The 14,518-nt window shown below is 71.5% G+C and carries 13 protein-coding genes and 1 tRNA gene; 5 read left to right on the top strand and 9 right to left on the bottom strand.

The window, feature by feature from the left end; translation table 11 throughout:
* Positions 1–27: 27 nt before the first annotated feature.
* Positions 28–1,464, top strand: a complete 1,437-nt coding sequence (locus tag ACN27D_RS13920; protein WP_121686498.1) for an IS1380 family transposase — start codon at positions 28–30, stop codon at positions 1,462–1,464.
* Between the two features lie 308 nt (positions 1,465–1,772).
* Here the strand turns inward: ACN27D_RS13920 and ACN27D_RS13915 are convergent, their stop codons facing one another.
* The 8 genes from ACN27D_RS13915 to ACN27D_RS13880 all read right to left on the bottom strand — a co-directional run bounded on the left by ACN27D_RS13915 (position 1,773) and on the right by ACN27D_RS13880 (position 11,176).
* Complete coding sequence (locus ACN27D_RS13915; protein WP_233586222.1) at positions 1,773–1,985, bottom strand: hypothetical protein; 213 nt, start codon at positions 1,983–1,985, stop codon at positions 1,773–1,775.
* Positions 1,986–2,222: 237 nt separating this feature from the next.
* The gene (pknB, locus tag ACN27D_RS13910; RefSeq protein ID WP_121686499.1) at positions 2,223–4,046 is read right to left on the bottom strand and encodes a Stk1 family PASTA domain-containing Ser/Thr kinase; all 1,824 of its coding nucleotides are present in this window, start codon (positions 4,044–4,046) and stop codon (positions 2,223–2,225) included.
* Positions 4,043–5,428: a serine/threonine-protein kinase gene (locus ACN27D_RS13905; RefSeq protein WP_120572425.1), complete on the bottom strand. Its 1,386-nt coding sequence runs from the start codon at positions 5,426–5,428 to the stop codon at positions 4,043–4,045. The genes pknB and ACN27D_RS13905 overlap by 4 nt, the downstream gene beginning before the upstream one ends.
* A 1-nt stretch (position 5,429) precedes the next feature.
* Positions 5,430–6,938 (bottom strand): peptidoglycan D,D-transpeptidase FtsI family protein, encoded by a 1,509-nt coding sequence (locus tag ACN27D_RS13900; protein WP_421499246.1) that lies wholly within the window; start codon positions 6,936–6,938, stop codon positions 5,430–5,432.
* Complete coding sequence (locus ACN27D_RS13895; RefSeq protein WP_121686537.1) at positions 6,935–8,428, bottom strand: FtsW/RodA/SpoVE family cell cycle protein; 1,494 nt, start codon at positions 8,426–8,428, stop codon at positions 6,935–6,937. The genes ACN27D_RS13900 and ACN27D_RS13895 overlap by 4 nt, the downstream gene beginning before the upstream one ends.
* A 28-nt stretch (positions 8,429–8,456) precedes the next feature.
* Entirely contained in the window at positions 8,457–9,899 is a 1,443-nt protein-coding gene (locus ACN27D_RS13890) for a PP2C family protein-serine/threonine phosphatase (RefSeq protein ID WP_120572428.1), read from the bottom strand.
* Positions 9,896–10,381, bottom strand: a complete 486-nt coding sequence (locus ACN27D_RS13885) for an FHA domain-containing protein FhaB/FipA (protein WP_013283305.1) — start codon at positions 10,379–10,381, stop codon at positions 9,896–9,898. The genes ACN27D_RS13890 and ACN27D_RS13885 overlap by 4 nt, the downstream gene beginning before the upstream one ends.
* A gap of 6 nt (positions 10,382–10,387) precedes the next feature.
* Positions 10,388–11,176, bottom strand: coding sequence for an FhaA domain-containing protein (locus ACN27D_RS13880; RefSeq protein WP_026267912.1), 789 nt, complete (start codon positions 11,174–11,176; stop codon positions 10,388–10,390).
* Between the two features lie 209 nt (positions 11,177–11,385).
* Here ACN27D_RS13880 and ACN27D_RS13875 point away from each other — a divergent pair.
* The 4 genes from ACN27D_RS13875 to ACN27D_RS13860 all read left to right on the top strand — a co-directional run bounded on the left by ACN27D_RS13875 (position 11,386) and on the right by ACN27D_RS13860 (position 14,144).
* Positions 11,386–11,471 (top strand) — tRNA-Leu (locus tag ACN27D_RS13875).
* A gap of 71 nt (positions 11,472–11,542) precedes the next feature.
* The gene (locus tag ACN27D_RS13870) at positions 11,543–12,652 is read left to right on the top strand and encodes an NAD-dependent epimerase/dehydratase family protein (RefSeq protein ID WP_175438584.1); all 1,110 of its coding nucleotides are present in this window, start codon (positions 11,543–11,545) and stop codon (positions 12,650–12,652) included.
* On the top strand, positions 12,649–13,455 hold the full coding sequence (locus ACN27D_RS13865; RefSeq protein WP_120574068.1) for a WecB/TagA/CpsF family glycosyltransferase: 807 nt from the start codon (positions 12,649–12,651) through the stop codon (positions 13,453–13,455). Before ACN27D_RS13870 ends, ACN27D_RS13865 begins: the two co-directional genes overlap by 4 nt.
* Positions 13,456–13,541: 86 nt before the next feature.
* Positions 13,542–14,144, top strand: coding sequence for a hypothetical protein (locus tag ACN27D_RS13860; protein WP_121686538.1), 603 nt, complete (start codon positions 13,542–13,544; stop codon positions 14,142–14,144).
* Here the strand turns inward: ACN27D_RS13860 and ACN27D_RS13855 are convergent.
* Entirely contained in the window at positions 14,112–14,510 is a 399-nt protein-coding gene (locus tag ACN27D_RS13855; protein WP_091413673.1) for a hypothetical protein, read from the bottom strand. The two genes, ACN27D_RS13860 and ACN27D_RS13855, sit on opposite strands and share 33 nt — an antisense overlap.
* Positions 14,511–14,518: the final 8 nt, after the last annotated feature.

Genomic DNA, 14,518 nt, shown 5'->3' with positions numbered 1-14,518 from the left:
TGGGATGATCTGGCTTGTCGAAGGCCCATGATCGTCCGCACGGAAGGCACTTACCGAGTGAAGGCTACCGGAGCGCGCCCGAAGATCATCGTGAGTGCCGACGGGCGTGGCGTGGTCGGCCATGCCAGCGCTCGTCTCCTCGCTGATGTCGCGGAGGTGACCGGGCTGACCGGGGCGTTCGGTGAGGCCCTCGCCGGTCTGCGGCGGCGGCGTGGCCAGCACGACCCGGGCCGGGTCGCGGTGGACCTGGCGGTGATGCTCGCCGACGGTGGTGAAGCGATCTCGGACCTGGCCGTGCTGCGTGACCCGGCGGACTTGTTCGGTCCGGTCGCGTCGGACCCGACGGCGTGGCGGCTCCTGTCCGGCGTGGACGGTGAGGCACTGGGTCGGTTGCGTGACGCTCGGGCACGGGCTCGTCAGCTGGCCTGGGCCCAGCTGGCCGAGACCCGCGGCCGGCTCCCGCAGACAACCGCGGCTGGCCAGCCGGTCCCTGGCCTGGTCCTCGATCTGGACGCCTCGATCGTGCTGTGCCACTCGGACAAGCAATCAGCGACCCCGACCTGGAAGAAGACCTTCGGCTACCACCCGTTGTTCTGCTTCCTGGACAACACCCGCGAGGCCCTGTCCGGCCTGCTGCGGGAGGGCCGGGCCGGGTCGAACACCACCGCCGACCACATCACCGTCCTCGACGCCGCCCTGGCCCAGATCCCGGACTCCCACCGGCACGGCACCCCGATCCTGATCCGCACCGACTCGGCCGGCTGCACCCAAGGGTTCCTCGCGCACATCCGCGACCTGCGCAAGCAGGGAGTGGACACCACGTTCTCCGTCGGAGTCGCCATCACCGAACCGATCCGGCAGGCGATCCTGCACGCCAAACAGCACGGCACGTGGGTGCCCGCCCTCGACACCGACGGCGAACCCCGCGACGGCGCCCACGTGGCCGAACTGACCGGCCTGGTCCCCGCCGACGGCTTCCCGGCCGGAACCCGGTTCATCGTGCGCCGCGAACGGCCGCACCCCGGCGCGCAACTGAGCCTGTTCGACACCATCGAAGGCATGCGACACCAGGTACTGGCCACCGACACCCCACCCGGCCACGGCGCCATTCAGTACCTGGAGGCCCGCCACCGCGGTCACGCCCGCGTCGAGGACCGCATCCGCTGCGGCAAGGACACCGGCTTCGGCCGATTCCCCTCCCGCGTGTTCGCCATCAACGCCGCCTGGCTGGAAGTCGTCCTCACCGGCATCGACCTGCTCGCCTGGACCCAACTGCTACTTCTGGACGGCGAACTTGCCGCAGCCGAACCCAAGAAGCTGCGCTACCGGCTACTCCACGTCGCCGCCCGACTCACCCGCTCGGCCCGCCAAACCCGGCTACGCATCGCCCAGCACTGGCCCTGGGCCAACGACCTCGTCACAGCGTTCAACCGCCTCGCCGCGCTACCCCGACCGATCACCTGAACCCGACACCCCGACCCGCCGAGCGCCCTCGGAGGAACCCGACCACGCGCCGGGCCACCACCATGCCCACACCACCACAGGCCAGCCCGAGAAGATCAACAGACAGGCCCACAAGCCTTGATCAACACTTAGCGAAAGACCGAGGCTAGCAATTGGGGCGGCTGTCGTAGTCAGTAGTGAGGTGATCTCAGCAATGCATGAGGGTTGATTGCTGCGACACGGGCGAAGGCCGCGAGTCGGGCAGCCTTGGATCAGGGTCCCGGCAAAGTCGTCAGGTGATGCCGAGGAGTGCCAGCGGGCGGGTGCTGTCATGGGCATGATGGCGGGCCGGCGGCGATGTTGGTGATTCCGGCGGTGCGGAGTGCGCCGATGGCGGCGTTGCGTAGAGCGGCCATGACGCGACCGCCCGCCGGCTTGACATGAACGTGAGAACCGCCCGCAAGTACGCCCCACGCCGCCACCGCCTCTGCCTTGGGATCGACGAACTTCTCGACCGAGCCATCAGCGAGATTGCGCGTCAAGTAGGGCGGATTGAGATCACCCCGCCCGAGCAATTGTCCCGAGACTTGCCAGGAGGGTTGCGATGATTGCGATCGACCGCAGCGAGCCGCGCCGAGAACCGGCCATAGTTCATCCCGTGATTAGTTCCTCGGGAATCGATGCCAACGCCCAAGGAACATCGAATCACGTTGATGCCCGACGATTAACACTCTTTCCAGTCGGGGGACACGACCCGGCCAAGTGTGATTCCGCGTCGGTCAGCCGCCGTTGCCGCGTGCCGGCGGGACCGTCGGGAACGGGAAGCCGCCACCGCCCCCACCCGGCGTGGTCGGTGTCGCGCTGGGGGTCTCGCTCGGGGACGGGCTCTCGGTCTCCTCGGCCTTCGGCACGTCGACCCTGATGGTCACGGTCGAGTTCTTGGGCTGCTTGCTCCTGGCCGACGGGCTCTGGCTGCTCACCTTGTCCGCCTCGGCCGGGTCGACCTCGTTGCCGTCCTGCACCTTGACTCGGAAACCGGCTTCCTCCAACTGCTTCCGCGCCTGGTTCTCGGTGAAGCCACGGACGTCCGGCACCGTGATGACGTTGCCCCTGGAGACCTCGAGCGTCACTTTGCTCTCCGGGGCCACCTTGCTGCCCTCCTTGGGCGACACCCTGGTGACCTGGCCCTCCCGGGCATCGTCGTCGACATCCTTGCGCTCGACGGTGAGCCCCAGGCTCTCCAGCTGCGCCTTCACGGCAGTGAAGTTGCCGCCCACCAAGCTCTGCGGGATGGTGACCTCGTCCGGGCCGACGCAGATCTGGACCGTCACGGCGCTGTTCTTCTCCACCCGCTGGCCGAACGGCGGGTTCTGCTCGACCACGGTGCCCTTCTTGCACTCGGCGTTCTTGACCGGGTCCCCGGGGGCGAAACGCAGCCCGGCCTGGCTGAGCGCGGCCTGCGCCTCGGCCTGCGAACGGCCCACCAACTGCGGCACCGACACCTTCTCGTTGCCGGCCTGGTTGAGCCAGAGCGCGGTGCCGAGCGCGATCACCGCGAGCACGCCGAGCGCGGCGAACGCGGCGATCACCCAGGACGAGCTCTTGCGCTTGCCCGGGTCGCCGACCCGCGCCACCGGCTGCTGGCGGGTCTGCGGGCCCATCATCTGGGTCTGCTGCGCCTGGTGGTATCCGCCGCCCGCGGCCGCGCCCATCGGCATGGTCTCGTCGGCCGGCATCACCGGGGTGGCGAGCACCGGCCGGCCGGCGGCGGCGCGGAGCAGGTCCGCCCGCATCTCGCCGGCGCTCTGGTAGCGGTTGAGCGGGTTCTTCGACAGCGCCTTGAGCACGATGGCGTCGACAGCGGGGTTGACGTCCGGGTTGATCGTGCTCGGCGTCGGCGGCTGCTCCCGTACGTGCTGGTACGCGACGCTGACCGGGCTGTCCCCGACGAACGGCGGGTGGCCGCAGAGCAGCTCGAACAGCACGCAGCCGGCCGCGTAGACGTCGGAGCGGGCGTCGACCGCCTCGCCGCGCGCCTGCTCGGGGGAGAGGTACTGCGCGGTGCCGATGACCGCGCTGGTCTGCGTCATCGTGGTGGCGCCGCTGGCCAGCGCCCGGGCGATGCCGAAGTCCATCACCTTGACCTGGCCGGTCTGGGTGAGCATCACGTTCCCGGGCTTGATGTCCCGGTGGATGATCCCGTGCCGGTGGCTGAACTCCAGCGCGGCGCACATGTCGGCGCAGATCTCCAGCGCCCGGCGCGGCTGGAGCCGCCCCTCGACGCCGAGGACCTCCTTGAGGGTCCGGCCGTTGACGAACTCCATCACGATGAACGGCAGGGTCTCGCCCGTGGGGCCGGTCTCCTCGCCGGTGTCGTAGACGGCGACGATGGCCGGGTGGTTGAGCGAGGCGGCGTTCTGCGCCTCGCGGCGGAACCGCATCTGGAAGGTGGCATCCCGGGCCAGGTCGGCACGGAGCATCTTGATCGCGACATCCCGCCCGAGCCGGAGGTCACGGCCGCGGTGCACCTCGGCCATGCCGCCGTAGCCCAGCAGCTCGCCGACCTGATACCTGCCACCGAGCAGGCGGGCCTGCGCTGTCATCGCGTCTCTCGTCCTTCGCTCGTCGTCGTACCGCCGCCGGCCGGCAGGAGGCGTACCTCACGACGGTACGACGTGCGGACCGGATAGTCGCCTCCGTACGGCTGCACCGCGCCGGAGGTCACGCTCACACTCGCCGGAGCGGATGCGGTAGCACCGTATTTCCGGTACAGGAACGAAATCACGCCCGAGCAGAGGATGACCAGTACAGCCACCACGATCGCGGTCGTCCACAGGCCGGACCGGGAGCGCCGGGGCGGAGCGGCGGCGGGCGGTCGCGCGTACCCCAGGGGGTTGTGCTGGGGAACGGGGCGTGGCTGCGGCACGGGGGCCGCGCCGCGCGGCGCCACCGGCGGGCGGGGCTGCGGGGCGGGGTGCGCTACCACTGCCGGGCGCGGCGCGGCGAGCGGCGGGTGGGCCGGGGACACGGGCGGCCGGGGTTGCGGACGGGGGGCGGCGGCCGGCGGCTGCGGACGCGGCATGGCGGTCGGCACCTGCGCCCGCGCGACGGGCGCGGCCGGCGAGGCGGGTACGCCGGAGATCGGGTGCCCGGCGCGTGCCGCCTGGGAGAGCGCGAGCTTGGCCTGCCGGGCGATGCTCGCCAGCGCGGCGGCGCTCGGCCAGCGCGCGGCCGGGTCCTTCGCCATGGCCCGCTCCACGATCGCGCGAACCTGTGGTGGGATGTCGGGCGGAAGCGCCCGCGGAGCGTCCCGCACGTGCTTCATAGCGATTTCGAGGGGGTTGTCCCCCTCGAACGGGCGGCGGCCGGCCAGGCACTGGTACGCGACCACGCCCAGCGCGTAGACGTCCGAGGCGGGGGTGGCGACAGCGCCGGTGGCCTGCTCCGGCGAGATGTACGAGGCGGTACCGAGCACCGAGCCGGCGGCGGTGAGCTGGCCGACCAGGTCCGAGCGGGCGATGCCGAAGTCGGTGAGCACGAGCGTGCCGTTCGGCCGGACCAGCAGGTTGCCGGGCTTCACGTCGCGGTGCACGATGCCCTTCTCGTGCGCCGCGTGCAACGCGTCGGCGGCCTGCGCCAGCAGCGCCATCGTGCGGGCCGGGGTCAGCCGGCCGACGCGGCTGAGCGTGGCGGAGAGCGCATCGCCCTCGACGTACTCCATCACCAGGAACGCGATGTGCTGGTCGCTGCCGAAGTCGTAGACGTCGACCACGCCGGGGTGGTTGATGGTGGCCATGGTCCGGGCCTCGCCGCGGAACCGCTCGGCGAAGCCCGGTTCGTCCAGCAGCGCCGGGAGCAGGCTCTTGACCGCGACGGTACGGCCCAGCACCTGGTCGGTGCCGCGCCACACGTCGCCCATGCCACCGCTGGCGATCCGCTCGTCGAGGCGGTAGCGGTTGCCGAGCTTGACTCCCGGACCGAGCACGTCAGCGCCTCCCGGAGTCGGCGATCGCCGCCGCCATGATCCGGCCGGCGATGCGGGCTGCCTCGGCGCTGCCGCCGCTGCCCGCCTGCTCCAGCTCGACGCAGACCGCGGAGAGCGGCGTGCCGTCCTTGTCCAGCGCGAAGCCGATGAACCAGCCGTGGTCCGGGGTGTTCGGGCCGGACTGGGCGGTGCCGGTCTTGCCGCCGACCACGAAGCCGTCGATGGCAGCCCGGCGGCCGGTGCCCTCCTTCACCACGTTCTGCATCATGTCGCGCAGGTCGGCGGCGACCTGGCCGCTGATCGGGCGGCGCAGCTCGCGCGGCTGGGCGGCGTCGTAGACGGTGGTGCGGTCCGGCCCGAGCAGCTGCTTGACGAGGTAGGGACGCATCTGCTTGCCGTCCTTGTTGGCCACCGCGGCGGCGATCATCGCGCCCTGCAACGGGGTCATCCGCACGTTGTTCTGGCCGATCGACGACTGCGCCAGCGCGGCCTGGTCGGTGCTGCCGTCCGGGTTCTGCATGTCGCCGGTGCGGCTGGCGGCCACCGGCAGGCCGCCCTCACCGAGCTGGCCGACGGTGAGGTCCTCCTGCTCGAAGCCGAACTGCTTCGCCTTCTCCTTGACCTTGTCGGAGCCGAGGCGTACGCCGAGCTGGGCGAAGCCGGTGTTGCAGGACTCGGTCACCGCCTCGCGCAGCGTCACCTGCGACTCGGGGCAGATCGACGGCGCGGCGTTGCGGATCGGCTGACCGGCGCCGGGCGCGGTGTAGCTGGAACCGGCCGGGATGCGGGTCTGCTGCCCGACGCCGTTCTCCAGCGCCGCCGCGGCCATGATGATCTTGAAGGTGGAGCCCGGCGGCAGCGTCTCGGACAGCGCCCGGTTCGCCAGCGGCCGGTCCTTGTCCTTCTCCAGCGCGTTGTACGCCCGGTCCGCCTCGGTGCTGTCGTGACTCGCCAGCGGGTTCGGGTCGAAGCTCGGCATGGAGACCAGCGCCTGCACCGCGCCGGTACGCGGGTCGATCGCGATGGCCGCGCCCTTGGTCGCGCCGACCTGGTTGTCGTTGAGCTGCTTGTACGCCGTCTGCTGGGCACCCTTGGAGAGCGTCAGCAGCACGTTGCCGCCGCCGGTCTCGTCACCGGTGAACATGTCCTTGATCCGGCTGGCGATGAGCGCGTCGCTGGTGCCGGCCAGGAAGTCGTTCTCCACCCGCTCGATGCCGCTCGCGCCGCCGTTGACCGGCTTCCAGCCGAGCACGTGCGCGTACATCGCCCCGCCCGGGTAGGTGCGCTGGTACTTCAGCTCACCGCCGGTCTCCTTGCTGACCGCGTACGCGGTGCCGCCGACCTCGATGTTGCCGCGCTTGCGGTCGTACTCGGCGACCTGAACCCGGCCGTTGTAGTCGCTGTTGCGGTACTCGTCGGCCTTGTAGGCCTGGATCCAGTTCAGGTTCGCGAACAGCAGCCCGAACAGGACGATCACGACAACGCCGACGCGGCGCAGGGGGGCGTTCACGGCCGGATCACCTCCGTCTGGGCGCCGTGCAACTGCTCGGGCGGACCGCCTGCGGGCCGGGCGGCCGGACCACGGCCGCCGGTCACCGGGCGGCGGGCGCCGTCGGAGACCCGCAGCAGCACCGCGATCAGCAGCCAGTTCGCCATCAGCGACGAGCCACCGGCGGACAGGAACGGGGTGGTCTGACCGGTCAGCGGGATGAGCTTGCTGATGCCGCCGACGATGACGAAGACCTGCAGGCCGAGCGTGAACGCCAGACCACCGGCGAGCAGCTTGCCGAACGAGTCCCGCACCGCCAGCGCGGCCCGCAGGCCCCGCTCCACGATCAGCAGGTAGATCACGAGCAGCGCGGAGAGACCGAACAGGCCGATCTCCTCACCGATGCCGGCGAAGATGAAGTCGGTCTGCACCTCGGGCAGCAGTGCCGGCTGGCCGCCGCCCGGCCCGGCCCCGAACAGGCCGCCGGTGCCGAGCGTGAGCAGCCCCTGCACCAGCTGATAACCCCTGTCGTACGGCTCGGCGAACGGGTCCAGCCAGATCTGCGCCCGGTCGTAGAAGTTCGCGAACGGGCCGCCCACGGTGCTGCCCAGCACGTACGCCAGGTAGGCGCCGCCGAAGAACAGGATCAGACCGATGAGCAGCCAGCTCACCCGCTCGGTGGCGATGTAGAGCGTCACCACGAACATGCCGAAGTAGAGCAGCGACGTGCCCAGGTCCTTCTCGAAGATCAGGACCAGGAGGCTGACCAGCCACACCACGAGCACCGGGCCGAGGTCGCGCCCCCGCGGGAAGTCGATGCCCAGCACCCGCCGGCTCGCGAGCGAGAGCACCTCGCGCTTGCGCACCAGGTAGTAGGCGAAGAACGTCAGCAGGGTCAGCTTGGCGAACTCACCCGGCTGGATCTGCCCCAGGCCGGGCACGATGATCCAGAGCTTGGCGCCGTTGATCTCGGAGAACCGCGACGGCAGCAACGCCGGGATCATCACCAGCACGATGCCGGCCAGGCCCAGGGTGTACGCGTACCGGGACAGCGAGCGGTGGTCGCGCAGGATCGCCAGCAGAGCGGCGGCGAGCACCACCGCGGCGAGCGTCCAGGCGAGCTGCCGGCCGCCGGTGCCGGCGAAGACGGCCAGGTCCTCCCGCTCGGCGGGCGTGGCCTTGGCCAGGTCGTACCGCCGCAGGAAGCCGACCCCGATGCCGTTGAGCAGCGCCACCGCGGGCAGCAGCGCCGGATCGGCGTACGGCGCCAGCCAGCGGATCACCAGGTGCAGGCCGAGGAAGACCAGCCCCAGTGCGGCGGCCGGGATCCAGAAGTCGGGCGTGATCGTGTCCAGCGCCTTCGCCTCGACCATCGCCGCGTACGCCGCCACGAGCACCATGGCGAGCAGGAGCAGGGACAGCTCGGCGTTACGCCGGGACCGGGCCAGGCGTACGCCGGACTGCTCGCCCGTCGAAGCGGGCGAGGCGGCCGGTACGGCGGCTGCGGTCACGGATACGTCCTCGGGATCGAGCCGGCACTCACTCCGGCGACCGGCAACCCGCCGGGTCGGCCGGCGGAACGGTGTCGGAGGGTACGGCGTCGGGCGTGATGGTCGACGTCGGCGACGGCGCGCCGGAGGTCGGTGAGCCGGCAGGCGGCGCGGACGGTGTGGGGCTGCCGCTGGCCTGCGGGTTCAGCGCGCCCGTCGTCGTCACCGGGGTCGGGCTGGTCACACCGGGCGACGGGTCGGGCGGGCAGAGCGGCTTGAGGTTCGGGTTCGCCGGGTCCTCGCTCGTCAGCTCCGCCAGCCGGCGCTCCGCGTCCGGCTCGTTGCGGGCCTGGATGCCCTGCTTCACCCGTTCCTGGGCGGCCAGGGTGAGGTCGTCGAGCCGGGCCTCGCTGCGCTCGTGCACGTTCGACAGGTCCAGCCCGGCGACCTGGCCGGGCACCCCACGGAAGACCGCGAGCTGGCCGTCGTCGGTGGCGCCGACGTAGTACTGCCGCTGGGTGTACGTCCATCCGCCGAACGCGCCACCGCCGACGATCACCGCGAGCGCCAGCACCATGGCGGCGGTACGCAGCGGCCGGCGACGACGCCGCTCGGGCTCGTCGTCGCGGTTGTCCACCGGCTCCTCGGGCGCGGGCGGCCGGGGGGCGGACAGCGCCGAGGCGCGGGCCGCCGGGGTGGAGTCGTCGGCCGAGGTCGCCATGCCCCGGTCGCGGGCGGCGGCGCCGCCGACGATCGGGGACGCCTCGACGATGTCCTGGTCGGTGGCGTCGGCGATGATCACGGTGATGTTGTCCGGGCCGCCGCCGCGCAGCGCGAGCTGCACCAGGCGTTCCACGCACCGCTGCGGGTCGGGGTACTCCCGCATGGTGTCCGCGATGGTCTCCGCGCTGACCACGCCGGAGAGCCCGTCGGAGCAGATCAGGTAGCGGTCGCCGGGCAGCACCTGGCGGACGCTGTACTCCGGGTCGATGTCGCGGCCGTCGAGCGCCCGGGTGAGCAGCGAGCGCTGGGGGTGGCTGCTCGCCTCCTCCGCGCTGATCCGGCCCTCGTCGACGAGCATCTGGACGTACGTGTCGTCCTTGGTGATCTGCGCGAACTCGCCGTTGCGCAGGAGATAGGCCCGCGAGTCACCGATGTGGACCATGCCGAGCTTGCTGCCGGAGAAGAGGGTCGCGGTGAGCGTCGTGCCCATCCCCTCCAGCTGCGGGTTGGCGTCCACGGTGTCGCGGAGCTGCTGGTTGGCGGTGCCCACGGCGGAGCGGAGCGCGTCGACCAGGGCGTCACCGGGGACGTCCTCGTCGAGTGGCGCCATGGCACCGATGACGATGTTGCTGGCGACGTCACCGGCGGCCATGCCGCCCATGCCGTCGGCCACGGCGAGCAGCCGCGGTCCGGCGTAGACGGAATCCTGGTTGCCGTCTCGGATCAGACCGCGGTCGCTGTGGGCCGCGTAGCGCAGGGTCAGAGTCATGGCCGTAATTCGAGGGAAGTGCGGCCGATCCGGATCGGCACGCCGAGGGGGACGGGGGTTGGTCCGGTGACCTTAGCGCGATCGAGATAGGTGCCGTTAGTCGATCCGAGGTCCTCGACGTACCACTGCCCGTCGCGGGGCACCAGCCGGGCGTGTCGCGCCGAGGCGTAGTCGTCGGTGATCACCAGGGTCGAGTCCTCCGCGCGGCCGATGGTGATCTGGGCCTCCCCGAGCGTGATCCGGGTGCCGGCGAGCTGACCGGCGGTGACCACCAGCTGGTGGGCGGCCCGGCCGCGCTTGGCCTTCGCCGGCTTCCCCGGCTGCCCGGTCGACGCGCCGATCCCCCGCGGCGCGGCCACGAGCCGGCCCGACCGGGCGCCGGCGAAGAGATCCCGGCGGATCACGCCGACCACCGTGAACACGAAGATCCACAGCAGGATCAGGAACCCGAACCGGGCGACGGTGATGACGAGTTCCGGCAACGCGGATCAGCCGTCCACGCGGAAGGTCAGCGTCGTGGTGCCGAGCTGGATCATGTCGCCGGGGTTGAGGGCTACCGCCGACACCCGCTGGCCGTTGACCATCGTGCCGTTGGTGGAGCCCAGGTCGGTCAGCACCACCTGGCCGCCGTCGAAGTCCAGCCGGGCGTGGCGCCGGGAGATGCCGACGTCGGGCAGGCGCAGGTTGGCCTGGTCGCCGCGGCCGATCACGGTCGAGCCCATCTGGAGCGGGTAGGTGCGGCCGTCGCCGGAGACCAGGCGGACGTTGCGGCCGCCGCCGTGACCGGGCGGAGGGCCGTAGCCGCCACCCTGGTCGTACGCCGGGTAGGCCGGGCCGGCGTCGTAGCCGCCGGGCGCGGAGACCGGGGCGACGTCCCCACCGGTGTAGACCTCGGCGGTGACCCGGAACATGCCGGTGTCCAGGCCCTCACCGCGTTCGACCTCGACGATCACGTCGCCGTAGACCGTCCACGCCTGCTCGCCGATGAACTCGGCCTGCGACTGGGCCAGCTCCTGGGCCAGCGCCGCAGCGTACGGCGCCAGCCGACTGTGGTCGTAGGGCGAGAGATCGATCACGTAGCGGTTGGGCACAAGGGTGCGCCCACCGGCCAGGATCGCCTTGTGCGCCTCGGCCTCCCGCTGCATGGCGTTGAGGATCTCCACGGGGTGGACCACCCCTTTGAAGACCTTGGCGAAGGCCCCCTCGACCAGGCCTTCCAGACGCTTCTCGAAGCGTTGCAGCACGCTCACCGGCTCCTCCTCGGGTCCCGAGGCAATGATGGTATCCGGACACCGCCTCCGCAGCTCACACGCCGCTCGGCCGGCTGCCGTCGGCCTGTTCGTGACCAGGCCCGCGGACGTGCTAAAGTTTCGCCCGCCACGAGCGGTGATCGTTCGTGGCGTGGCCAGTGGACAGCGTAATATGTCCCGGCACCCGCCGCAGATGGCGGGCGCGGGATGCGATATGGTGTTCCGGGTCGTGCCACGGGGATGTGGCGGAATGGCAGACGCGCACGGTTCAGGTCCGTGTGTCCGAAAGGACGTGGGGGTTCAACTCCCCCCATCCCCACCAGAACAAGGGCTCCGCACATCGCGGGGCCCTTGCTTCGTATCGGGGCGTTCCGGACGTCACGCTATGCTCCGATGGTTTCCCTGCCTCCCACGGACCAGGAGTGGCGTGTGACTGTCGCGTTGGTGACCGGTTCCGGCGGTCTGATCGGCTCCGAGGCGGCCCGGCACTTCGCCGGACTGGGTCTCGACGTGGTCGGCATCGACAACGACATGCGGCGGTACTTCTTCGGCGAGGACGGCTCCACAGCCTGGAGCCTGGACCGGCTCGCCGCCGACCTCGGCTCCGCGTACACCCACCACGCCGTCGACATCCGCGACCGCGACGGGCTGGAGCAGGTCTTCAAGCGGTACGGCAAGGACATCGCCGTGGTGATCCACAGCGCCGCCCAGCCGAGCCACGACTGGGCCGCCAAGGAGCCGTTCACCGACTTCGACGTGAACGCCGGCGGCACGCTGAACGTGCTGGAGAACACCCGCCGGCACGCGATCGACGCGCCGTTCATCCACTGTTCCACCAACAAGGTGTACGGCGACCGGCCCAACTCGCTCCCGCTGATCGAGCTGGAGACCCGCTACGAGCTGCCCGAGGACCACCGCTGGTACGACGGCATCACCGAGGACATGTCGATCGACGAGTCGCTGCACTCGATCTTCGGCGCCTCGAAGGTCGCCTCCGACGTGATGGTCCAGGAGTACGGCCGCTACTTCGACATGAGGACCGCCTGCTTCCGGGGCGGGACGCTCACCGGGCCGGCGCACTCCGCCGCCGAGCTGCACGGTTTCCTGGCGTACCTGATGCGGTGCGTGATGGAGGGCCGGACGTACAACCTCTTCGGCTACAAGGGGAAGATGGTCCGGGACGCGATCCACTCGCACGACGTGCTGACCGCGTTCGAGGCGTTCTTCCGCGAGCCGCGCTCCGCCCAGGTCTACAACCTCGGCGGCGGCCGGCACTCGAACACCTCGCACATCGAGGCGTTCCGGATCGCCCAGGAGATCACCGGCCGCGAGGCCCGGATCAACTACGTCGAGCAGGCCCGCACCGGCGACCACCAGTGGTACGTCAGCAGCATGGCCCGGTTCGAGGAGCACTACCCCTCCTGGAAGATCACGTACGACGTGCCGATGATCCTGCGCGAGATCTACGAGGCCAACGTCGACAAGTGGGTGCCGAAGGCATGACCACCGGGACCAAGCGCAACGTGCTCGGCGTCGGGGTCGACGCCACCGACTACGCCCGGGCCACCGAGGCCGTGGTGGCGGCCGCGCACGAGCGCCGCCCGCTGGCGCTCACCGCGCTCGCCGTGCACGGCGTGATGACCGGCGTGCTCGACCCGGCGCACAACGCCCGGCTCAACTCGTTCGACGTGGTCACCCCGGACGGGCAGCCGGTGCGCTGGGCGCTCAACCTGCTGCACGGCGCCGGGCTCACCGACCGTGTCTACGGGCCGGAGCTGACCCTACGGGTGCTCGCCCGGTTCGCCGAGGAAGGGCTGCCCGTCTACCTCTACGGCTCCACCGAGGAGACGCTGTCCCGGCTCGTCCCGGCGCTGGAGCGCAAGTTCCCCGCGCTGAAGATCGCCGGAGTCGAGCCGTCCAAGTTCCGTGCCGTCGCGCCGGGCGAGGACGCCGAGATCGCCGACCGGATCCGGGCCAGCGGCGCCCGCCTCGTCCTGGTCGGGCTGGGCTGCCCGCGCCAGGAGGTCTTCGCGTACGCCATGCGCCCGCTGCTGGACATGCCGCTGATGGCCGTCGGCGCGGCCTTCGACTACCACGCCGGCCTGCTGCGCAACCCGCCACCGTGGATGCAGCGCGCCGGGCTGGAGTGGTTCTGGCGGCTCGGCCTGGAGCCCAAGCGCCTGTGGCGCCGGTACGTCATCCTCAACCCGGCCTACCTGGCCCGGCTCGCGGCCCAGAAGACCGGCCTGTGGAAGGCCACACCGCCCGCGCCGGCCACCGGGCGTCCCGCCACGTTCGACGTCTGACCCCCACCCCTACGGGCAGGGGTACGGGACGAACCGGGGTGCCGTCCCGGATTCGGCGGACGCCGGAACGGGCAAGGCTAGGGGGCATGGATGACCGTCTCGCCCTGCTGCTTCCCGTCGCCGCCGTCTGGCTCGCCGCCGGACTGGTCGCGGAGGCCCTGCCCGGCATCGACCGCGCCCGGGCGCTGCGCCGGCGTACCGGATGGTTGTCCGCCCTGGTCCTGACCGGCCTCGCGCTCACCGCGGCGGTCCTCGCCGCGGGCCTGCAGAGCGCCGGCGACACCACAGTGGACCGGGCCGCCGCCGCACTCGGCGTCGCGGCGGTGCCGGCGGCGGTGGTGGCGGTCTGCACGGTACGGCGGGTCCGGCGGCTGCGGTCCGGCGCGGGCGCGTTCGCGGCGGCGCCGGGAACGCCCGCCCCGCACGGGTTGCGCGCGGCGGCGGCGCACCCGCTGATCGCGCTGCCGCTCCAGGCGACGGCGATCGCGGTGCTGGTGGCGGTGCTGCCGGCGGTCGGCGTCGATCTGTTCGCCGCGCCGGGCGTCGCCGGACCGGTGATCACCGTCGGGGTGCTCGGCGTGTGCGCGATCGGCGTGCGCCACGCGCTTCGGCACAACCGGCTCGTCGAGCGGGCGATGCCGGCCGCCGAGGCGGTGTCAGCGCGACCGGCTCGCGCCCTGCACGTATAGCAGTTCCAGGATCGCGCGGGTCGCCTCGAACCAGCGGTCCAGCCAGCCGGGCGGAGGCACGCTGCCCTTCGGCGGCAGCTCCATCAGCAGGCCACGCAGCAGCGGGTGGTCCACCAGGGACTCCTGCTGCTCGACCGGCCAGCCGCTCGGCGGGAAGGACGGCTCGGTCAGCGGGTTGGGGTCCAGCGACGGCAGCGACAACGGTGCCGCGGCCTGCTCGGGGACGCCACCCTCGCGGGTGTCCTCGCCGTCACCGGAGACCACCTCGGTGAGGACGGTGTCCCGGCGGGCACCCCGGTACTTGCCACCGAAACGCTCGGGCTTGCCCGGGCCGCTGGTGAGGTTCTCTGAACCGATCGTCGTCATCCGTCTCG

It is taken from the genome of Micromonospora sp. WMMD1274, from assembly GCF_049179035.1.
Lineage (GTDB): Bacteria > Actinomycetota > Actinomycetes > Mycobacteriales > Micromonosporaceae > Micromonospora > Micromonospora tulbaghiae.
The sequence above is the reverse complement of the archived record's forward strand: the minus strand, read 5'-3'. Positions and strand labels throughout refer to the sequence as shown.